Below are 20,613 nucleotides of genomic sequence, written 5' to 3'. Positions count from 1 at the left end.
ATCGTCATTTAACGATTATGGAAAGCGAAACATCAATATGAACGAAACTTGCTCTACAACTGGTGGCTGTGCTCTGCCAATCGGACATGGTGATGCCGAAGCTGAAAAGCAAATGGCAACTCTAGCGAAAGCGCTCGCTCACCCGGCAAGAGTTCGTATATTGAGTATCCTTTCAACGTTAGAAAAATCGGGCGGCTGTTTGAACAGTGACTTGGTGAGTGAATTAGGTTTGGCTCAATCAACAGTATCAGAGCACCTAAGAATCTTGAAAACCTCAGGCTTCATCACTGCTGAATCGATACCACCGAAGATGTGCTATCGCATTAACCGAGATAATATTCAGCAATTTGAATCGCTTATCGACACCATTTTAAAATAGATTAACCACGCTTAGTTTGTCGAACACAATAAACTAAGCGTATTTTTTGCCTTTAAATATCGCTTTTCGACGATTAGCGATAACAACCAAAGAGACAATATAATGAAACCAAAATTAGGTTTTCTCGATCGCTACTTAACGCTGTGGATCTTCATCGCCATGGGCATTGGTGTACTGCTTGGCACCTTGTTCCCACAAATCGAACAGTGGAACGAATCAATGTCTGTTGGTACCACCAACATTCCGCTTGCGATTGGCCTTATCTTAATGATGTACCCACCTTTGGCTAAGGTTAACTACAACCTATTAGGCACCGTGGTAAAAGATAAGAAAGCCATCAAACTATCTTTGATCATGAACTGGCTTGTTGGTCCGATTCTGATGTTTGTATTGGCACTGACTTTCTTGGGTGACCACCCAGGTTACATGGTCGGCGTGATTCTGATTGGTCTTGCTCGTTGTGTGGCAATGGTTCTGGTTTGGAACGACATCGGCGGCGGCAACAAAGAGTACGGCGCGGCATTGGTTGCTCTAAACAGTGCATTCCAAGTGGTGAGCTACAGCTTTATGGCGTGGCTATTCATCAGCGTTCTTCCACCAGTATTTGGTTACGAAGGCATGATGGTTGATATCTCGATGATCGATATTGCACACAGTGTTCTTATCTACCTAGGTATCCCATTCCTAGCGGGCTTCCTAAGCCGTAAGATCCTTGTGTCGATGAAAGGCGAGCAGTGGTACAACGATGTGTTCATTCCACGCATCTCACCAATCACACTGATTGCACTACTGGCAACTATCGTTCTAATGTTCAGCCTAAAAGGCGAGATGATTGTTGAACTGCCAATGGACGTATTGTTGATTGCTGTTCCACTGACTATCTACTTCACAGCAATGTTCTTCATCAGCTTCTTCATTGGTAAGAAGATGGGTATTGAATACGACAAGAACGCATCAATTGCATTCACAGCGACAGGTAACAACTTCGAGCTAGCGATTGCTGTTGCTATCTCAGTATTCGGTATCAACTCAGACCAAGCGTTTGCCGGTGTTATCGGTCCACTGATTGAAGTACCTGTGTTGATTTATCTAGTGAACGTGGCGCTTAAGATGAAAGACAAGTACTACAACGGTCAGACGGTTAAACCTAGCGTCTAGCGTCTACATCTAGAGCTGATAAAAAGCAGCATCACGTCAAACAGAAAGGCTCACACGTTAAACGGTGAGCCTTTTCTTTATTCAGTTTGATCCAATTTAAGTCTCGTCCAATTTACGTTTCGTCTAATAAGCCTTTCAATGCTTGTTCAAGCCAAAGCAATGCTGGGCCTTTCGAGCGTGTTTTAGACAAAACAAGATCAACGGGCGGCGACCACGTTTTGTGATCGAATGAGACATTAATCTCCACTAAACGCTGCTTATTCAGCTCCTCTTCGACGAGGTGCCTAGGTAAGTATGCCCAGCCAATATCACTGCCAAGTACCATCTCTTTGATCACAATAAAGCTGTTTGACCACCATACCTTTCCGGCAATCAGCGGAAACTGGTCCATCACCTTGCCTTTGTCTCCCCTCAACATTAACTGACGATGCGGGAGTAAGTCAGTGAGTTTCGCCACACCTGTTTTTGCGAGCGCATGACTTGGATGACACACAGCAATAAACGGTAAGTGACCGATAAAGCAAGGCTCAGAACCGACATCAAAAGCCAAGTTGGTAAACATTAATCCAATGTCGGCCCTCTCTTCGATAATCAACGGATTGACCTCTGTTGTGGTGCACGCAACCAGTTCAACTTCAGTCGCTGGGAATTGATGACTGAACTGACTAAGGATCTTAGATAGGTTCGGGACCAATAATGAATCATCTAATGCAATTTTGATGAGCCCCTCTTCACCGCTGCCCATCGCGTTAACCGTCACATTCAGATCTTCAACCTGAAGCACGATCGCTTTCACCTGTTTAAATAACTGCTCGCCCGCTTTGGTTAGTGAAGGCTTTCGAGTCGAACGATCAAAAAGCTCAACATTAAAATCGATTTCAAGATTACTGATGCCTTGGCTCACCGCCGACTGAACCTTACCCAAATGACGAGCACTGGAAGAAAATGACCCTAATTCAACGGCATACACAAACATTTTCAGCTGTTCAATGTTGTACATTCGGTTTCTCCCAAAAATTACTATCACAATATGTGATGCTAACTATCTTTATATTATCACTTAAGTAGATATTATCTAGCCAAGTCATTAGCCCATCGGCGGCTATTTAATCGTAAAGAGAGTTAGAAAAATGTCACATAAAGAACGCATGTTGCACATGGTGCTATTTGAATTGGTTGCTTTGGTTCTAATGGCAGGGCTTGCAACCTATATTACAGGACACGGCGCAGGTGAAATGGCAGGCTTAGCGCTTGCAATATCATTGATAGCGATGGCTTGGAACTACGTTTACAACTATGGCTACGACAAAATTTACGGAACAGACCGAAGCAAAAGAACCACGAAAACACGTATCCTGCACGGATTAGGTTTTGAGCTTGGCTTAATGACAGTGACTCTACCTGTCTTGATGTGGGTTCTACAACTAGATTTCCTAACCGTACTGATCATGGACATCGGCCTAGTTATTTTCTTCGTACTTTACGCGATAGCATTCAACTGGGCGTATGACTCAATCCGAGCTCAATTGGTTTCGAAAGGAAAAGTGGCAGCTCTGGTTTAGAGCGGTAAGTTCATCTCGTATAACAAGAACATACACCCAAATGAAAACTGCCAAACTACAACATAGTTGGCAGTTTATTCATTTATGCATATAAGCTCATTTGTTAACGCCCTTGTTACATAGCAAAAACATCACACAGCCCTCCCTAATTAAGTCTAATAATCCGCCACTCACGAAGTAGCATCACAAATCCAAACATAAACTCCTCGTACCAGTTGCGCATTCATTTACATATAGGTAGTTTGAGCGGCTTCGCAACCTATCAATTCGAGCAATGACGTTCATGCGAGCATCTTTTTCGAGCAAAAGTGTTCGGATTAACATTTCAAGTGACTTTAATTAACAATTTTATGCTCAAACGCTCACTTTTGATGTTCGTTTATTTTCGAGTTCGCAAATATATGCACAATACACGTGCTAGATAAGCAAAACTAAAAAGGACTCGAACATGACAACAAACAAACACCCTTCTTTATTTGGGCAATGCTTGGCTGAATTTATCGGTACAGGATTACTCATATTCTTTGGCGTTGGCTGTGTGGCCGCTCTGGTATTAACTGGTGCGACATTCGGACAATGGGAAATCAGCATCATCTGGGGCTTCGGTGTTGCGATTGCAATTTACTGTACTGCCGGCGTTTCAGGCGCACACATCAACCCAGCCGTAACGATTGCACTGGCCATGTTCCATGGCTTCGATAAAGCGAAAGTGGTGCCTTACATCATTTCGCAACTGCTTGGCGCTTTCTGCTCTGCTGCGCTGGTTTACAGCCTGTACAGCAACCTATTTACTGACTACGAAATCGCACATAACTTTGTCCGTAGCAGCCAAGACGCACTATCAACAGCAGGTATTTTCTCAACATACCCACATGCTTCACTTTCTTTCTTTGGCGCTTTTGCTGTGGAATTTGTGATTACTGCTGTTTTGATGTTCGCTATCTTAGCGTTAGGTGATGAAAACAACGGCGCATCTCGCGGTGCAATGAATCCTCTACTGATCGGTATTCTTATCGCAGTAATTGGTGGTTCTTTAGGTCCACTGACTGGCTTTGCAATGAACCCTGCTCGTGACTTTGGGCCAAAACTTTTTGCTTACTTTGCAGGTTGGGATTTCGCACTAAGCGGTGCTCGTGATATTCCTTACTTCATCGTTCCAATTCTTGCTCCAATTGCTGGTGCGTGTTTTGGTGGTTGGTTGTACCCACGTGTTATCGGTGCTTACCTACCAGTAGAAGGCCAAGGCTGCACAATTCCAAACCAATGTGAAACAGAAGAAGAAGCTGAACAAGCTCAAGCTTAATCCCTAAGCGACCTTACATTTACTAAAATATAAATAACGAAAGAAAAAGGATTCTTACCATGACCGAGCAAAAATACATTGTTGCCCTAGACCAAGGCACCACAAGTTCTCGCGCTGTAATCCTCGACCACGATGCAAACATCGTTAGCTCTTCTCAAAGAGAATTCACTCAGATTTACCCGAAAGCAGGTTGGGTTGAGCACGATCCAATGGAAATCTGGGCAACTCAAAGCTCTACATTGGTTGAAGCACTTGCTAAAGCAGGCATTCGCAGCGACGAGCTAGCGGGTATTGGTATCACTAACCAACGTGAAACCACCATTGTTTGGAACAAAGAAACTGGCAAACCGGTTTACAACGCAATCGTATGGCAGTGTCGCCGTACAGCAGACATCTGTGAAGACCTTAAAGCGCGTGGCCTAGAAGACTACGTACGTGACAATACAGGCTTAGTCCTTGACCCGTATTTCTCAGGTACCAAAGTAAAATGGATTCTAGACAACGTTGAAGGCGCTCGTGAAGACGCTGAAGCTGGCAAACTACTGTTCGGTACGGTTGATACTTGGTTGGTTTGGAAAATGACTCAAGGACGTGTTCACGTTACGGATTACACCAACGCGTCACGTACTATGTTGTTCAACATCAACGACCTATGCTGGGACCAGAAGCTGCTTGATGAAATGGGCATTCCAGCAGTCATGATGCCTGAAGTAAAACGCTCTTCAGAGGTTTACGGTCAAACGAACCTTGGTGGTAAAGGCGGTACGCGTATCCCAATCGCGGGTATTGCGGGTGACCAACAAGCTGCACTTTACGGTCAAATGTGTGTAGAAGCAGGCCAAGCTAAGAACACTTACGGCACAGGTTGTTTCCTTCTAATGAACACAGGCCAAGAGAAAGTAACATCAAAGAACGGCCTACTAACAACGCTAGCATGTGGTCCTAAAGGTGAGCCTGCATACGCACTTGAAGGTGCAGTATTCATGGGTGGCGCATCAATCCAATGGCTACGTGATGAAATGAAGCTACTGGCTGGCGCAGAAGACTCTGAGTACTTCGCAACGAAAGTAGATTCTTCAAACGGCGTTTACGTAGTCCCTGCGTTTACTGGTTTAGGCGCACCATACTGGGATGCTTACGCTCGCGGTACGATTGTTGGCCTGACTCGTGGTGTTAACTCTAACCACATAATCCGTGCAACGTTGGAAGGCATTGCTTACCAAACGCGTGACGTACTAGACGCGATGCAAGCTGACTCAGGCATCAAGCTAGCGAAACTACGTGTTGATGGCGGCGCAGTAGCGAATAACTTCCTAATGCAATTCCAATCAGACGTGCTGGATACTGAAGTTCACCGCCCTGAAGTAACGGAAGTAACCGCTCTGGGCGCCGCTTACCTTGCCGGCCTAGCGGTTGGTTTCTGGGACAGTATTGATGAGCTTCAAGACAAAGCCGTTCTTGACCGCACATTCATGCCGCACCACGACGAAGAGAAGCGTAACCGCCGTTACAAAGGTTGGAAACGTGCTATCAAGTGTGCACAGGTTTGGTCTGAGCTACACGATGACGATGACAACGAGTGATACTGAGTACTCAACTAATCGTTAATCATTAGCAGCTGATCTAGGAACTCGAGTAATCTAATCGACTAGATTGTTCGAACCTCAGCAAACGAAACTAAAAAGAGCACTATTTTGTGCTCTTTTTTGCGTTTCAGGCTCAAATTCCGCGTTTTGCGCAGCGTTTTTGCGGTTTAGACATGATTCCTTACCATCATTACTTCTCTCTTTTCATCAATTCGAGCACAATAGCGTGAGTTTATATTTTCGATTTTGACGCGCTAGAGCCCTTTGCGCGCAGGGAGTGGTAAGTTAAGTGAAGCAGATACCAAGACACCAGCAGATTGTAGATCTGGTAAAAACACAAGGATATGTGAGTACCGAAGAGCTCGTTGAAAAGTTCGATGTCAGCCCACAAACCATCAGACGAGACCTCAATGAACTTGCCGATAGCAACAAAATTCGTCGCTATCATGGTGGTGCAACCATTCCTTTAAGCTCGGAAAACACCTCGTATAACACGCGTAAAGCACTTAACTTCAACGAAAAAGACGTGATCGCCGACGAACTGGTTAAGCACATCCCAGATGGTGCAACCCTATTCGTTGATATCGGTACCACGCCAGAATCGGTGGCACGCGCACTCAACAAAAATCACAAACAACTAAGAGTCGTCACCAACAACATTAACGTTGCCAGCATCCTTCTACCGAACCCAGAGATCAAGGTTATCTTGGCGGGTGGCGAAGTGAGAAACCGTGATGGCGGTATAGTTGGCGAAGCGACACTCGATTTCGTGAAGCAGTTCCGCCTCGATTTCGGTATCTTGGGCATCAGCGGCATCGACTTTGATGGCTCACTGCTCGACTTTGATTACCACGAAGTTCGTGTGAAACAAGCTATCATCGAAAACAGTCGCAGCATCTTCTTAGCCGTCGACCACACCAAGTTTGGCCGTAACGCGATGGTTAAGCTCGGTAATATCTCTCAAGCGCACATGGTCTTTACCAATAAACAGCCACCAGAAGAGATTCTCAACATCCTTAAAGATTCAGCAATACCATTAGAAGTGATCGATACCGCTCGTCCTGTGAGCGAATAACTCACATAAGTGCTCGGTGAGCCACTTTCTATAATGAATCACGATTCTTTATAGAAAAGTTAAAAAAGTAAAACTTGCTCACTACCACTGTCGCTTCTATGCTCGAATTAGACTTATTTGAACCTCTGCTTTCATAAGCAGAGGTTTTTTTATGCCCAAATCACATAAAACGCGCATAAACGAAAATAATAAATGACCGCAAACGAAAGTTCATATAGGATTCAATTATGTTCTAAAATGCTCGTTCGCTCAGAAGAGGTCAAAACCATGAGTGCTCAACAAAATAATTCAAACAACAGTACATCTTCCACTTTAGACTTGATTGTGATTGGCGGCGGCATCAATGGCGCAGGCATCGCGGCAGATGCATCAGGTCGTGGTCTAAACGTTGGCTTATACGAAGCAAATGATTTCGCGTCTGCGACGTCTTCCGCTAGCTCAAAGCTTATCCACGGTGGCCTACGCTACCTTGAACATTACGAATTTCGTTTGGTTTCGGAAGCACTCGCTGAACGTGAAGTCTTGTTAAGAAAAGCACCTCATGTTGCTCAACCAATGCGTTTCCGTTTACCTCATCGACCATTTTTACGCCCAGCTTGGATGATTCGCTGTGGCCTATTCCTTTACGATAACTTGGGTAAGCGCACTACTCTTCCTGGAAGTAAGACAGTCAACCTAGCAAAATCAGGGCTACTGAAACCAGAAATGAAGACAGGCTTCGAATACTCAGATTGCTGGGTGGATGATGCTCGTATGGTATTGCTCAACGTGTTGGCAGCAAAAGAAAACAACGCAGAAGTACGTAACTACTGCCGTGTTGAAAAAGCGCACCGCGAAGGTGGTATTTGGCATGTAACGATCCTTGATGTGATGACAAACCAACGCTTTGAACGCAAAGCAAAGGCGCTTGTTAACGCAGCTGGTCCTTGGGTTAAACAGTTCTTTGATGATGGCCTAGAGCAGGCTTCGCCTCGTAACATTCGTCTTATCAAAGGCTCACACATTGTTGTGCCACGCATTCATGACGAACCACAAGCGTACATTCTGCAAAACAAAGATAATCGTATTGTGTTCATGATCCCTTACCTAGATAAGTTCTCGATCATCGGCACCACCGACCTTGAATACAAAGGCGACCCACGTAACGTCGCAATTGATGATGTCGAAGTGGATTACTTGATTGATATCGTTAACCAGCACTTTGTTAAACAGCTTGGCCGTGAAGACGTGGTTTGGACATACAGTGGCGTAAGACCACTTTGTGACGACGAATCGGATTCACCACAAGCGATCACTCGTGACTACACATTGGAATTGGACGCAGAGCTTGATCAAGCACCACTGCTTTCGATCTTCGGTGGCAAATTAACCACTTACCGTAAGCTAGGCGAAGCAGCACTTAAGAAGTTAGAACCACACCTAACCAATATGGGTGCGCCTTGGACAGCGAACGACACGCTTCCAGGTGGTAACTTTAGTTGCAGTAGAGAACAGCTTGCGAAGATGATCCACACTAAATACCCTTGGGCATCTGAAGCGCTATTGCTTCGCTACGTGACTCAATTTGGTACTTACACGTGGAAGCTACTGGAAGGCGCAAATAGCGCAGCTGACCTTGGTATTCAATTCTCAAACGAAGCGCATGGCGTTTATCAAGTTGAGATTGATTACTTGATCAATGAAGAGATGGCGATGACTGACGAAGACATCTTGTGGCGCAGAACCAAACTTGGCTTGTACATGAGCGAGTCCGAGCAGCAAGCGGTGACGGATTACTTGAAAGAGAAGCTACAAAGCAAGGTAGTGAGCTTTTCTCAAGTAGGCTAACCCCACCAGCCTAAGCATGGTTCAAGAACATACTTAACAACAAAGCTTAGCGTCCCCCGCGCTAAGCTTTTTTATTGCCTGCTATTCCGGCCTAAGAACTCGATCAGATAAAGCTCTCGATTGATCGTCTCCTTCGCACGGACTGAGGCCTTGTTCACTCCCCCATTTTCAACAAAAACTAAATAGTGTTTTATTAATCCGGTCGATTATCAACTTCATAAAAGGTTGCTATTCTTTACCTCAACGAAACGACACATTTAAAAACGCTCACTATGTCAGCGCTTTAATAAGGAATCTATTCCATGCAAAAAGTTATTCTGATCACAGGCTCTACCGATGGTATCGGCTTCGAAACGGCAAAAGTACTTGTTCAACAAGGCCACCACGTTTTATTGCATGGACGTAACCCAAGCAAGCTCAAAGACGTAGAGCAGCAGCTTGTGGCTATCTCTGATGAAGCGAAAATTCAAAGTTACGTGGCAGACTTGTCTGTTCTGGCTGATGTGGATGCGTTGGCTGACAAAGTAATTGCTGAGCACGATAAGATTAATGTACTGATTAACAACGCAGGTGTGTTCAACACTCCGAACCCAATTACTAAAGACGGTTTAGATGTTCGTTTTGTTGTGAATACTATTTCACCATACCACCTGACTAAACGTCTGCTACCTGTGCTCGATGCATCTAGCCGAGTGGTTAACCTGTCTTCAGCGGCACAAGCAGCAGTGAACATCGAAGCGCTAGAAGGTAAGAAACCAATGTCTGATGGCGACGCTTACGCACAAAGCAAGCTTGCGATCACTATGTGGACTCGTGAGATGGCAAAAGAGTTAGGTTCTACAGGGCCAATGGTGGTTGCGGTCAACCCAGCTTCGTTACTAGGCAGCAAGATGGTGAAAGACGCTTATGGCATTGCAGGCGGAGACCTAAGCATCGGTTCTGATATTCTGGTTCGCGCATCATTGTCTGATGAGTTCGCACAAGCAGGCGGTCAATACTTTGATAACGACAACAACACGTTTGCGAACCCGCACCCAGATGCGATATACGGTGATAAATCACAGCAAGTTGTCGCTAAAATTGAAGAGATCATCAAAGCAACGCTTTCTTAATTGCGACGACTCATGATGAGTTGATTTGCAAATCTCAATAAAAAAGCCCTGTGTTTCTAATAAATTAACTTAGAAACACAGGGCTTTCGTACAACGTTTGTCTCTACGTTTGCTCCCAATACGGCGGATTACCATAATATTCAGAGAAGTAGTCAATGAAGGCTCTCACCTTTGGTGCCAGTAACCTTGTGCTTGGGTACACAGCCCAAATCGCAGGTTCAGAGGTTAATGGGTAATCTTCTAATATTTGAATCAGTTGACCGCTTTTCAGTTGTTCATAGGCACACCAATTCGACGTCACCGTGATACCCATACCACCAGAGGCTGCGTCTCGCAGTGCTTCACCGTTATCTGCCCTGAACGACCCAGATGCCTTAATCGTCTTAGGCCCGCTTTCAGTATTGAAGGTCCAGTTTTCTAAACCAATCAAGCTAATACACTGATGATCATTAAGATCTCGAGGTGTAGCTGGCTTACCATGTTTGATTAAGTAATCAGGCGATGCACACACAATACGCTTGTCTGTCGCCAATTTTCGGGCGATCAGCGTCGAGTCTTTCAGCTCCGAGATGCGAATCGCGATATCAAAGCCACCCTCAACAACATCCACCATCGAATCTTGCAGTCTGAAATCGACTTTTAAACAAGGGTAACGCCTAAAAATGCAGGTAAGGTGCAAACGCCCATATGGGTGATTTACCTATCGGGGTGGGTTTGATGGTGTTTCCGATATAAATCGGTGGGGAATTAGATCAAAAAGCTCTCCAATTCGGAGAGCTCATAGGCTATATCGTAAATGGTTTAAGCTAGCGCAGATCTAACCTTTTTGGCTTTCTGGTTTATCTCGAACAGACCTTTGCGGACTTCCTTTTCAAGGACTTCCGATAACATAAGCAGTTTGAATGATGAGCCTGGGACTCGTTTAAATATTGGTGACACCACGAATCTTCCTACTAGGTAGAGGATAGGGAATGCGGACAGTATACCCAAGATGGCGCCTGGTCCTCCTCCTACGGCTAAACCTAACACTGTTGCTAAGAGTGCGCCGATTATGAAGGTAAGGGCGTAGTTTAGTGCTGTTGTAAGTTTTGACCAAATTAAGCTTGAGAAGCCTGTTTGGCCAATCATCGTGCGGTAGTGCTTCATGTGCCCGTCTGTATCGAACACTCTTACCACGTCGCGTTCATGATCGTATATGCAGAATGGTCGTAATGTTTTACCGCTATCTGGTGATACGTAAATGATTGAAGCGATGCTTCCAATGGCAATGTTACTGTCGGTATTTACGGGGATGCTAACGACTTCATTGTTGAAATTCATAATGAACAGTTCGCCACTCGTCGAGGTGTTGGTGACCAATTCGTTATTGACGATGCTAGTGCTCTCTGATGTTTGAATTGAGTCTGATTTAACGATCCCTGATTCATAGAACAATTCGACGGTTTTCTTTTCGAAGGTGAATGTGAACTTTTCCATGGTATCTACCCTTTAATGTTGAGTTCTTCGCGCATCATATCTGCAACGCTTTTTGGTTTGAGAGCTGGTGGAGTTTTGGTTGCTTGGCTTGGCGCGTTGGCCTCGCCATTCGAGGATTGACCGCTCATCATTGCAGCTATGTTGTTGATGTTGGTTTCGGTCGCTTGTTTGAAAATGGCGACCGCGGCTGATTTTTCTTTCTTCACGGCTTCTAAGATTTGATTGAATATTGCCTCGTTGGCATATTCGTTGGTTGCTTTCCCCGGTATGAGATTTGCGATGAAATTGCCGATAAGACAAGCGATGGCGCAGTAGAGTAGTGCGCTTGGGAGGAATGAGTTTCCGATGGGTGACATCAAGGCAATTGCAGAGCCTAGGTATAGACAGAACCCATACATAATTGCTTTCCATAAGTAGTTCCAGAGCGTGCGGCCTACGCCCTGCTTATATACCATTCTAAATGTGTCGTTATTAGTGGCTGCGTGGAACTTTTGAGATTTATGATCGTGAATACCGAGGATTGTGCTGTTTTTGTCATTGCTATCGGTCATGGTGACAATGGTTAGTGGGGCGTATTTGTCGATATTTGCCTTGTGAGGGATGTTGACCCCTCTCTTAGTCTTTGAGAGTTGGCAGGCAACGTAAGTGTCGGTAACGGTGGTTTCGGCATCTTTCACTTTCCCGTCTTGCTCCGTTACTAGTACTTCCTTGTTAAAGCCGGAATCCAAACAAAACCCGTTATCGAAGGTTAAGTAGTACCCGTATTTCTTGCCATTAACCTTGATGGCTTGTTCTATTTTATTGCTCATGTTGGCGATTCTCCTTAGTTTTTGCTTTTATCTACGACCCATAGCACGGTGAGCATTTTGAAAATAATTGGGGCGCATACGACGAAGACTGCAACAAAAAACATTCCTCTAAATACGTTGAGCATGTATGCGGGGTCATTTATGTAGGTTGCGCTTCCAATGATTGATATGACGGCTACGTATCCATAGCTGAATATAATGGCGATGGTTTCGATGAATTGTATTCCCATGTCCCATCCTTGAACTGCATGGCAAAGGGCGTATAAGCTCATCAGCATGATAATGATGGTGACAACGGTGAGCGACATGGTGTCACCGCCGAATAGGCCTAGGAATAAGCCGATGGGCAGGTAGATCAGGTTTTCCATATACTTCGTTGCTAGTGCGTCACCAAACCCTTGGAATATATTTCCGACTGAGCCGTTGGTGAATACGGCTGTACCAAGCCATGCGATAACGACTGATACCACCATGATTATGAGGGACCATCTTTGTAGTGCATTATTGAACGCTGCCCACGCTGCGGAGGGGCCGCTATTTAGGTGCCTGTTGTGGTTGTTATTGGAGGTGAAAGTGTTGTCGTGCTCTTCAGTGGATATGACTCTTCTGGTGTGATTTTTCATGCTATGGCGTCCTTGGGCGGTTAACCTGTTTTCTTATGCCTTCACCTTGGTGAGCCCGTCAACAGGCTCACTTTACAGCTCCGTATGACTTGGAGTATATGAATCACCTTGCCTTTAGCGTATTACTATAAACACCCATCAAAAGGGTTAATAGCGGCAATTAATAAAAAATAGATATGAGTCATGACGAAACACCCCTTCTCAGTTGTAGATTGGTTTTGAGAGGGTGCCGAACCTATTGCCTTTGGTTTCTAGGTGGAAATAATGCGCGGGGGTCACTGATTCGAGAAAGACGCAGGTTCGTTAACTCGCTGCGTTCCGATTGGAGAATCACAACCCACACCGACCGCCCGATTTGACAGCATCCACGATCAATAACACGTCTTCAGCATGAGGTAAGAATGATTCCCCCTCTTCGGTTAAATACAACGTATTAACTCAGTTGAATTGTGAAGAAGTGATTGAGCCAAAACGAAAAAAAACTCCCGAAGGAGTTTTTGTCTAAGTCTGTAATTCGCCATTTAGCTAGTCAGCAAAATTACCAACTCACTAGCCCGTTAAACGAGCATGCAGTGAATCTTTAAGCTCAGAACGATCATGTTTCAATTGGTGCATCGAGCCGTCATCAATGGGTGAATCTTTCAGCTCTAGTTTACGAATCTCTTTATCAAGGTTGTCGTATGTCTTCATATCTGCTGCAAAGCCATCGTCAGTTTTAGCAAGCTCAGCAATTTTGTCTTTCATTTCAGGAAATTCGTGAACAAGAGAGTGATTTTCACCTAGCATAGAAACCTCTTAAGTTGAGTAAAGTGATTGGTAGTACACATTCATTATTTACCTTAGCAAGGGACTCAAATAACAAATGAGATCCAGTACACAGCCTAGAATATAGACAGTTCAGATTCACAAATTTACAACATCCACCTAAAAAAATAAGATGCTTTACATAGAAGAAAGCCTTGTAAGAACACAAGGCTTTATAAGGTAGATCTATATACAAGTAGAGTTAACAATCGTTATCGAAGCAGCTGAAAAATGTTTCTACAAAGAGATTAGCTACTGCACCCGCTTGTATCTACTTTATTCATTTGATCATGTGAAGACGTGTCAGAGCCTGTCGATTGGCATCCTGCCACGAACAATAGCGTTACAGATAAGATAAGCCATTTCATAATTAATCCTCTTTTAGTCATGACTAAAGCATAGTGCTTAAAAGCGCGAATACCTCAGTCATTAACTAAAGCCTTACCTGCCGATAAAGCCTTAGTTAATGAACAAAGCATCGCTTCATTAATTAACGACCTGTCTCCGTGCAAAAAACTTTCACTCAACTGAATAAAAATCGCACAAAAACTAAAAGAGGACTGCTATGGAGCTAAGAATAAGAGCTAGAAGCTAATCGCTCGTCGCCAAACGTACTGCCGCCTCTGCATGGATAGCAGTGGTATCAAACAGAGGAACATCAGTATGTTGTTGCTGAATCAGCAGGGCAATTTCAGTACAGCCTAGAATGACGGCTTCCGCACCTTGTTGGCTTAGCTTATCAATGATTTGACGGTATACATCTCGAGATTCTTCTTTTACTTCGCCTCGACACAGCTCTTGATAAATGATGTTGTGCACTTTCTCTCGGTCGTCCTCATCAGGAATCACCACATGGATACCGAATTTGTTAGTCAGGCGTCCTTTATAGAAATCTTGTTCCATCGTGAAAGCCGTGCCGAGTAATCCGACTTTCTTTACGCCCTGTTCAAGCAGCTTCTGCGCCGTGGTATCTGCGATATGTAAGATAGGAATCGTGATTTTCTCTTCAATCTCAGGAACGACCTTATGCATGGTATTGGTACAGATCAGGACGAAGTCCGCTCCGCCCTTCTCTACCGATAAAGCCGCGTCCGATAAGATGTCAGCCGTCTCAGCCCAACGACCTTGGTGCTGTAGCTTTTCAATCTCATCGAAGTTCACGCTGTACATACAAACCTTTGCAGAATTGAGCCCGCCAAGGGTAGCTTTCACACCCTCGTTGATGGATTTGTAGTAGCTCACTGTCGACTCCCAACTCATACCACCGAGCAAACCGATCGTTTTCATATTTCTATTCCTTTAGTTTCCGACTATCCGATTAAACCGTCATGCGTTGAAAATTTATAGTACGTTCTTGCTTAAAATCAGACGAAGCCTTCGCTGTTTCACAAAAAAAGCTCGAATTTAAAATCCGAGCCTTTGAGGTTTTGAGGTTTTGAGGTTTTGAGGTTTTGACCAAGGGTATACTAGGTGTTAGTACACCTCGCACCAATCTGATTTCATGTCGATCAGTGTCCAATCCTCTCTGGAATTCGCCTCATCGAACGCTTTATCAAGCTTGCCAACATGAGACTCACGGTCGTACTGCCACTCGCGCTCGGCGTCAGTGTGATGAACAATCATAGCCATTGAGTTGGGTTGGCTCGTTGCCCATTGCATCATGGCTTGATCACCGTCTGAGTTACCGACCGCTAGAATAGGTTTTTTGCCGATAATATGCTGAATGTTAGTGACCTTTCCGGCTTTGTCATCAATGGTCAAAATGGACGAATCTTTGGTCACCGTTGGTTTGCCATCGTTGTAGCTGTAGTTGTATTTAAGCGCGCTGCCGATGATCTGTTCTGTAGGAATGTTGTAAGCTTGCGGAGCCCACGCCCTCATGAAATCAACACCACCACCCGACACAATGTAAGTCTTAAAGTCATGCTCTTGCAGGTAAGTCAGCATCTCTTTCATTGGCTGATAAGTAAGGTCGGTGTAGGCTTTATTGAAGCGTTTATCTTTTGCTACCGCCAACCATTGCTCAACGTCTTGCTGGTATTGCTCTACTGTCATACCAGAATGTGTCGCCATGATGATTTTCAATAAACCTTCTTCGCCACTTCCTAGAACACTCTTGATGTCATCTTCAAGTACGAACTTAAACGGTTCTTCCGTTTTCCATTCAGGGTGCTCAGGCGCCATCTCTTTCACACGATCTAGTGCAAAGGCTAATTGAAAGTAGTAAGGCTTTTCCGACCAAAGCGTACCGTCATTATCGAACACGGCGATGCGATCGGCTACCGCAACGAACGTATCGGATTCAGCTTTGGTGGCTTGCCCAACAAAGTCGACGATAGCGGATTTGCTCTCGCTGTCCTTCCAAGAAGGCAGTAAATTAGGATCACAATCTTTAGCAAAAGATGAGAAAGAGAGGCTGGATAAGATCGCGACAGATAAAAGGGTTATTTTCTTCATAGCACTACCATGTTGTTGAATTAATTACCGGGTTTAATGTAATTCATCCTAGTTGGTCTACTCTGATTTTCCACTTATGAACACTATAACCGATACTCATGTTGGTATTAGATTAGTACCACAGCTAAGCTGGCTGAGGGTGCTCTACGATGTATTTATCGAGAATTTAAAAAGAGACAAACAAAAAAGCAGAACTTCAATTCCTCAAAGTTCTGCTTTAACAATCCATGACTGCTTACGCTCTGCGCTTTTTGAAAGCGTGCCAGCCAGCGCTGAAAATTGTTTTTAACACCACACCGAGTGCGCTTAGTTTTGGGTCGGCGTTCTTGCCAGAGGCAATGCGCCACATCTGATGTTCATACCAAACCAGCCCGACCATCGCCACTTTGTCTAATGCGGGTTTTCCTGTGGTTGGCACCGTTAGCGGCATGCCGTGGCTAGGGTTTTCAATTAACTTGTTTGGGAAATCAGGATCAACCGCCATTGTGCGCGCAATACCAATAAAATCGGTCGCCGAGGAGTTTAATGCTTCATTCATTGCTTGCGCAGTTCGAAAACCACCCGTGACCACCAGCGGAGTGCTGACGAGTTTTCTCGCCTTAACCATGTAATCCATAAAATACGCTTCACGTTTTACTGTGCTGGACTTGATTGATTCAGCTTTGCTCTTTGAACCCATCATTGATGGACTTTCATAGGTGCCGCCAGAGATCTCAATCAGGTCGATACCGTTATCACTCAGTGTTTGAACAACCTGCATCGACTCTTCTTCAGTGAAGCCACCTTTCATAAAGTCAGCGCTGTTGAGCTTAATTCCGACAGGGAAATCTTCACCGACCTCTTTTCGAATCGCGCGATAAACCTCAAGCACGAAACGAAGTCTGTTTTCGAGTGAGCCACCCCATTTGTCTTGGCGTTGATTGTGTCTCGAAGACAAAAACTGACTCACGAGATAACCATGAGCACCGTGAATCTGCACGCCAGTAAAGCCTGCTTGTTTTGCAAGCTTTGCACTCAGCGAAAATTTATCAATGATTGCGATTATTTCCGTCTCAGTCAGAGCTCGTGGCGTATTGAAACCTTTTTCTAATCCACGCTCTAAAGAGATAGCCGAAGGAGCAACCGGGCTATCACATAAGAATTTAGGGATTTGCTTTCCTGGGTGGTTCAATTGCATCCATATCTGCGAACCATTTTGTGTTCCAGCCTTCGCCCACTCACGAAATACGCTTAAGTCACTTTGCTCATCTAACACCACATTTTTAGGTTCACCAAGCGCACCTCTATCGACCATCACGTTGCCCGTCATGGATAGGCCAATTCCTCCTTGAGCCCAACGCTGGTAAAGCGTGACTAAACCTTGCTTAGGGTTATGATGTTTATCACCTAGCTGTTCACTCATTGCCGATTTGAACAGGCGATTTTTGATCACTTGGCCATTAGGAAGAAAAAAAGGGTCGTTGAGGCAGATTGGATTCATGCGCGTGGTTACTTTCTTGGGTTTATATATTGAGTCCAGTATGCCCTATTTTATCCGACAGTTTTTATCATTTAGTGCCTATTTCGAAGCAAGTTTCGCTCAAAAAGGAAATGCCAGCGGCATAGCAGCTGGCATTAATCGATTATAAATAGAATCTCAAAAACTGGGCTGACGCTGCTGAAATATGTCAACCAGAAAGGCTCGAACACCCTTTACGCTCATGGTAATTGTCGTTATTGTGATTCTCTACGCCATCATCACAAGGACTGTCTGAGAGTTATGAACAGCACGATTGAAACTATTCTGGGGCACCGCTCCATTCGTCAATATACAAATCAACCGATTGAAAAAGCACAACTTGATGTGATTATTCAGGCTGGTCTCGCGGCTTCATCATCGAGCTTACTGCAAGCTGTTTCTATCGTGAGAGTGACAGACACAGAGAAGCGCAAACTGTTAGCTGAATACGCAGGTAACCAAGCTTACGTTGATAATGCGGCTGAGTTTTTAGTATTCTGTATCGACTATCAACGCCACGCTCAAATCAACCCTGAAGTGAAAACCGACTTTACTGAACTGACCCTGATTGGCGCGGTAGATTCTGGCATCATGGCGCAAAACTGCATGCTGGCAGCTGAGTCTCTAGGTTTAGGTGGCGTGTACATTGGCGGGCTGCGTAACAGCGCACAACAAGTCGATGAACTGTTAGAACTACCACAACATACCGCAGTGTTGTTCGGAATGTGCTTAGGTCATCCGGCACAGCAACCAGAGGTGAAACCTCGCCTCCCTGCTCATGTAGTGATGCACGAAAACCAATACCAACCGCTGAGCCTAGATGACATTGCCAGCTACGATGATTCGATGCAAAGCTACTACGCAAACCGTTCAAGCAATCAGAAGCAGAGCAGTTGGTCACAGCAGATCACTCAAAAGCTGTCTGGCGAATCTCGCCCACATATTCTGCCGTATTTGAACAGTAAGCAACTGACTAAAAGATAACGTTCAAGACGCTGCTTAGATAAATAAGCTACCTTTCCATCGCCACAAACAAAAATGTCAGCGTAATATACGCTGACATTTTTATTTATCCGGAGGCGGCTAGCTTACAGATATTTCTCAATCGGTAGCAATTGCAAAAAGCCTGACTGCATTCGTTCCCACTTACCCGTTTCTGGTTCGCTGTCCCAGCTTTGATCGCCTGAATACCAATACACATCACCATCTTCCAGTTCCAAACGCCAGCTATTGTCGTCACTCATTGCTTGCTCAATAGTTTTTGCTAACGTTTCAGCAATCTCTTTATTCTCGATGATCAAAACCGATTCAGTATTGAGGTAGGTAGAACGCAAGTTGAAGTTAAATGAACCGATGCTCGCGATGCTGCGGTCGAATACGACTGATTTTGCGTGCAAGCCATAGGCCGTCTCAGGTGCACATTTCGACAAGTCCTGAGTCGATGCTTCACAAAGCTTAGATTCTGGTTTTAGCTCAAACAGGTCGATACCATGCTCCAACATATCGTAACGTCTGCCCGCATAAGCGGAGTGATTGGTCACCAGATCATTAGACGCCATAGAGTTCGTTAGCGCTTTTATCTCAACGCCCTTGTTATTCAATACCTGCCACTCTTCAAGCTGACCATCATCGAATACAAGGTAAGCCGATTCCAATAAGATCTCTTGTTTCGATTCGCTCGCTAACTTACCTAGAAGAATCGCGGTCGCTTTTGGTTCATCAGTATTATCGGAGTCATCAGGGACGGGTTGATCATAAACAAAACGTGCATTCACCCAAGTCATCTCACCAATCACCTCTTTCAGTAAGCTATCAGCAGCCTTGCGATCTAATGGTAATTCAGGATAATTTTGATAATGCGGAACGACAATATTATCTATCTTCGAGAGATCAGGTTGTTCGTCATCACCCAGCATATCGACAGGGTAAGACCAACGGCTGTTCCAGTATTCAACAAAACTGGTTTGGATGGTGTTAACTACCGAGCCCATGACTAATACATCGCGGTCTCGGAAATTGATTTCATCAGAAAGGTCGAAGTATTCATCACCAATATTACGGCCACCCACCACAGACAAAGTACCATCGACGGTAAACGACTTATTGTGCATACGGCGATTTAAGCGAGAAAAGTCACCGACAAAGCTCAGCCATTTACTGAAGCCACGGCGTGTTGGCGTTGGATTGAAGATACGAATCTCGACGTTAGGGTGCGCATCCAGTGCCGACAGCAAACCTTCACGTTCATTGAGGTTGATATCATCCAACATTACGCGCACCTTCACACCACGCTCAGCCGCGGCTAACAAACGGCTGGCTAGGTAGCTGCCCGATTCATCAGAGTTCCAGATGTAGTATTGAATGTCGATGGTGTGCTCGGCACTTTCAACCAGCGCTAATCGCTGTGCCAAAGCATCCCAACCAGACTCTTGAAGACGAACCGCAGTGGTGCCTTGCTCTAAAGCTTCAGGCTGAAATTCATTGGTTAGAACCGATAAAGCGCTAGGTGCAGGAGAGGTTAGCGGTTCTTTCGGGTGGTCGATGCCTTCAGGAAGTGAAGAACACCCACCTAAAACGGCGATTAAGATTAACGTTAAACTGATGCGTTGGAGCACAGGCATGTATCTGACTTCCTTTTCACGGTGACGTCTTTAGAAACTTTCCGTACAGCTTTTCAATGAACAAGCTATTCCGATCTATTCATTGATTATTACTGCTAAAGCCTGAAATTTATAGGTAATTATCCAGTATAAATTTAAAGGTCGGTAAATTGGCCTACAGATCACTTAAGTTGAGTGAGCGCCAAACAGTATAAACTGAACTGACCCCCAATAGTTGGACACCAATTATTGGGGGTCTTTTTATGTCCAAATATAGCCGAGAGCTAAAATGTATCATTGCTAAGCAATACTTAGATGGCACGTCATCTCTCTACTTAGCAAAA

At 44.8% G+C, this 20,613-nt stretch carries 18 protein-coding genes and 3 pseudogenes; 10 read left to right on the top strand and 11 right to left on the bottom strand.

Going from position 1 to position 20,613, the window contains the following annotated elements; translation table 11 throughout:
* Positions 1-37: 37 nt before the first annotated feature.
* Positions 38-379 carry a winged helix-turn-helix domain-containing protein gene (locus tag L3V36_RS22795; RefSeq protein WP_017060936.1) on the top strand — a complete coding sequence of 114 codons (342 nt, stop codon included), beginning with the start codon at positions 38-40 and terminating at the stop codon, positions 377-379.
* Between the two features lie 102 nt (positions 380-481).
* Entirely contained in the window at positions 482-1,537 is a 1,056-nt protein-coding gene (gene arsB, locus L3V36_RS22790; RefSeq protein WP_017092733.1) for an ACR3 family arsenite efflux transporter, read from the top strand.
* Between the two features lie 112 nt (positions 1,538-1,649).
* Here arsB and L3V36_RS22785 read toward each other — a convergent pair whose 3' ends face one another.
* The gene (locus tag L3V36_RS22785; RefSeq protein ID WP_208775684.1) at positions 1,650-2,537 is read right to left on the bottom strand and encodes a LysR family transcriptional regulator; all 888 of its coding nucleotides are present in this window, start codon (positions 2,535-2,537) and stop codon (positions 1,650-1,652) included.
* Between the two features lie 130 nt (positions 2,538-2,667).
* Here L3V36_RS22785 and L3V36_RS22780 point away from each other — a divergent pair, with 130 nt between their 5' ends.
* The 6 genes from L3V36_RS22780 to L3V36_RS22755 all read left to right on the top strand — a co-directional run bounded on the left by L3V36_RS22780 (position 2,668) and on the right by L3V36_RS22755 (position 10,002).
* Positions 2,668-3,099, top strand: coding sequence for a PACE efflux transporter (locus L3V36_RS22780; protein ID WP_208775683.1), 432 nt, complete (start codon positions 2,668-2,670; stop codon positions 3,097-3,099).
* A gap of 448 nt (positions 3,100-3,547) precedes the next feature.
* A complete protein-coding gene (locus L3V36_RS22775; protein ID WP_004732234.1) occupies positions 3,548-4,402 on the top strand; it encodes an MIP/aquaporin family protein in 855 nt (284 codons plus the stop codon).
* A 59-nt stretch (positions 4,403-4,461) separates the two neighbouring features.
* Entirely contained in the window at positions 4,462-5,985 is a 1,524-nt protein-coding gene (gene glpK, locus L3V36_RS22770; RefSeq protein WP_065206658.1) for a glycerol kinase GlpK, read from the top strand.
* 292 nt (positions 5,986-6,277) lie between these two features.
* On the top strand, positions 6,278-7,063 hold the full coding sequence (locus L3V36_RS22765) for a DeoR/GlpR family transcriptional regulator (RefSeq protein ID WP_004732237.1): 786 nt from the start codon (positions 6,278-6,280) through the stop codon (positions 7,061-7,063).
* Positions 7,064-7,330: 267 nt separating this feature from the next.
* Positions 7,331-8,890, top strand: coding sequence for a glycerol-3-phosphate dehydrogenase (gene glpD / locus L3V36_RS22760; RefSeq protein WP_208775682.1), 1,560 nt, complete (start codon positions 7,331-7,333; stop codon positions 8,888-8,890).
* 302 nt (positions 8,891-9,192) lie between these two features.
* Entirely contained in the window at positions 9,193-10,002 is an 810-nt protein-coding gene (locus L3V36_RS22755; protein ID WP_102575461.1) for an SDR family NAD(P)-dependent oxidoreductase, read from the top strand.
* A 103-nt stretch (positions 10,003-10,105) separates the two neighbouring features.
* Here L3V36_RS22755 and L3V36_RS22750 read toward each other — a convergent pair.
* From L3V36_RS22750 to L3V36_RS22710, 9 genes and pseudogenes are all read right to left on the bottom strand, one after another.
* Positions 10,106-10,657 (bottom strand): annotated as a pseudogene (locus L3V36_RS22750) (substrate binding domain-containing protein); the annotation flags it as partial.
* Positions 10,658-10,803: 146 nt separating this feature from the next.
* Positions 10,804-11,478 carry a hypothetical protein gene (locus L3V36_RS22745; protein ID WP_208775681.1) on the bottom strand — a complete coding sequence of 225 codons (675 nt, stop codon included), beginning with the start codon at positions 11,476-11,478 and terminating at the stop codon, positions 10,804-10,806.
* A gap of 5 nt (positions 11,479-11,483) precedes the next feature.
* Positions 11,484-12,287 (bottom strand): hypothetical protein, encoded by an 804-nt coding sequence (locus L3V36_RS22740; protein ID WP_208775680.1) that lies wholly within the window; start codon positions 12,285-12,287, stop codon positions 11,484-11,486.
* Positions 12,288-12,301: 14 nt separating this feature from the next.
* Positions 12,302-12,910, bottom strand: a complete 609-nt coding sequence (locus L3V36_RS22735; protein ID WP_208775679.1) for a hypothetical protein — start codon at positions 12,908-12,910, stop codon at positions 12,302-12,304.
* 287 nt (positions 12,911-13,197) lie between these two features.
* Positions 13,198-13,333, bottom strand: a pseudogene (locus L3V36_RS22730) (LysR family transcriptional regulator); the annotation flags it as partial.
* Between the two features lie 126 nt (positions 13,334-13,459).
* Positions 13,460-13,696 carry a YdcH family protein gene (locus L3V36_RS22725; RefSeq protein WP_004732244.1) on the bottom strand — a complete coding sequence of 79 codons (237 nt, stop codon included), beginning with the start codon at positions 13,694-13,696 and terminating at the stop codon, positions 13,460-13,462.
* Positions 13,697-14,305: 609 nt separating this feature from the next.
* Positions 14,306-15,001, bottom strand: coding sequence for an aspartate/glutamate racemase family protein (locus L3V36_RS22720; protein ID WP_208775678.1), 696 nt, complete (start codon positions 14,999-15,001; stop codon positions 14,306-14,308).
* Positions 15,002-15,187: 186 nt separating this feature from the next.
* The gene (locus tag L3V36_RS22715) at positions 15,188-16,171 is read right to left on the bottom strand and encodes an HAD family hydrolase (RefSeq protein WP_102451481.1); all 984 of its coding nucleotides are present in this window, start codon (positions 16,169-16,171) and stop codon (positions 15,188-15,190) included.
* A 235-nt stretch (positions 16,172-16,406) separates the two neighbouring features.
* Positions 16,407-17,651 carry an NADH:flavin oxidoreductase/NADH oxidase family protein gene (locus tag L3V36_RS22710; RefSeq protein WP_208775677.1) on the bottom strand — a complete coding sequence of 415 codons (1,245 nt, stop codon included), beginning with the start codon at positions 17,649-17,651 and terminating at the stop codon, positions 16,407-16,409.
* A gap of 279 nt (positions 17,652-17,930) precedes the next feature.
* On the opposite strand from L3V36_RS22710, the gene nfsA reads away from it, so the two are divergent.
* On the top strand, positions 17,931-18,653 hold the full coding sequence (gene nfsA / locus L3V36_RS22705; protein ID WP_208775676.1) for an oxygen-insensitive NADPH nitroreductase: 723 nt from the start codon (positions 17,931-17,933) through the stop codon (positions 18,651-18,653).
* A 104-nt stretch (positions 18,654-18,757) separates the two neighbouring features.
* On the opposite strand, the gene L3V36_RS22700 is transcribed toward nfsA, so the two are convergent.
* A complete protein-coding gene (locus L3V36_RS22700; protein WP_108189826.1) occupies positions 18,758-20,290 on the bottom strand; it encodes a phospholipase D family protein in 1,533 nt (510 codons plus the stop codon).
* A gap of 242 nt (positions 20,291-20,532) precedes the next feature.
* Here L3V36_RS22700 and L3V36_RS23990 point away from each other — a divergent pair.
* Positions 20,533-20,613 (top strand): annotated as a pseudogene (locus L3V36_RS23990) (helix-turn-helix domain-containing protein); the annotation flags it as partial.

The sequence above is a fragment of the Vibrio sp. G-C-1 genome (assembly GCF_021728015.1).
Taxonomy (GTDB): domain Bacteria; phylum Pseudomonadota; class Gammaproteobacteria; order Enterobacterales; family Vibrionaceae; genus Vibrio; species Vibrio splendidus.
This window is presented reverse-complemented; position numbering and strand designations above follow the sequence as displayed.

Coding starts and splice junctions, on each gene's coding strand:
- L3V36_RS22780 (WP_208775683.1), top strand. CDS start 2,668: ATGTCACATAAAGAACGCATGTTGCACATGGTGCTATTTGAATTGGTT.
- L3V36_RS22720 (WP_208775678.1), bottom strand. CDS start 15,001: ATGAAAACGATCGGTTTGCTCGGTGGTATGAGTTGGGAGTCGACAGTG.
- L3V36_RS22755 (WP_102575461.1), top strand. CDS start 9,193: ATGCAAAAAGTTATTCTGATCACAGGCTCTACCGATGGTATCGGCTTC.
- arsB (WP_017092733.1), top strand. CDS start 482: ATGAAACCAAAATTAGGTTTTCTCGATCGCTACTTAACGCTGTGGATC.
- L3V36_RS22740 (WP_208775680.1), bottom strand. CDS start 12,287: ATGAGCAATAAAATAGAACAAGCCATCAAGGTTAATGGCAAGAAATAC.
- L3V36_RS22715 (WP_102451481.1), bottom strand. CDS start 16,171: ATGAAGAAAATAACCCTTTTATCTGTCGCGATCTTATCCAGCCTCTCT.
- L3V36_RS22775 (WP_004732234.1), top strand. CDS start 3,548: ATGACAACAAACAAACACCCTTCTTTATTTGGGCAATGCTTGGCTGAA.
- glpD (WP_208775682.1), top strand. CDS start 7,331: ATGAGTGCTCAACAAAATAATTCAAACAACAGTACATCTTCCACTTTA.
- glpK (WP_065206658.1), top strand. CDS start 4,462: ATGACCGAGCAAAAATACATTGTTGCCCTAGACCAAGGCACCACAAGT.
- L3V36_RS22785 (WP_208775684.1), bottom strand. CDS start 2,537: ATGTACAACATTGAACAGCTGAAAATGTTTGTGTATGCCGTTGAATTA.
- nfsA (WP_208775676.1), top strand. CDS start 17,931: ATGAACAGCACGATTGAAACTATTCTGGGGCACCGCTCCATTCGTCAA.
- L3V36_RS22745 (WP_208775681.1), bottom strand. CDS start 11,478: ATGGAAAAGTTCACATTCACCTTCGAAAAGAAAACCGTCGAATTGTTC.
- L3V36_RS22735 (WP_208775679.1), bottom strand. CDS start 12,910: ATGAAAAATCACACCAGAAGAGTCATATCCACTGAAGAGCACGACAAC.
- L3V36_RS22725 (WP_004732244.1), bottom strand. CDS start 13,696: ATGCTAGGTGAAAATCACTCTCTTGTTCACGAATTTCCTGAAATGAAA.
- L3V36_RS22710 (WP_208775677.1), bottom strand. CDS start 17,651: ATGAATCCAATCTGCCTCAACGACCCTTTTTTTCTTCCTAATGGCCAA.
- L3V36_RS22700 (WP_108189826.1), bottom strand. CDS start 20,290: ATGCCTGTGCTCCAACGCATCAGTTTAACGTTAATCTTAATCGCCGTT.
- L3V36_RS22795 (WP_017060936.1), top strand. CDS start 38: ATGAACGAAACTTGCTCTACAACTGGTGGCTGTGCTCTGCCAATCGGA.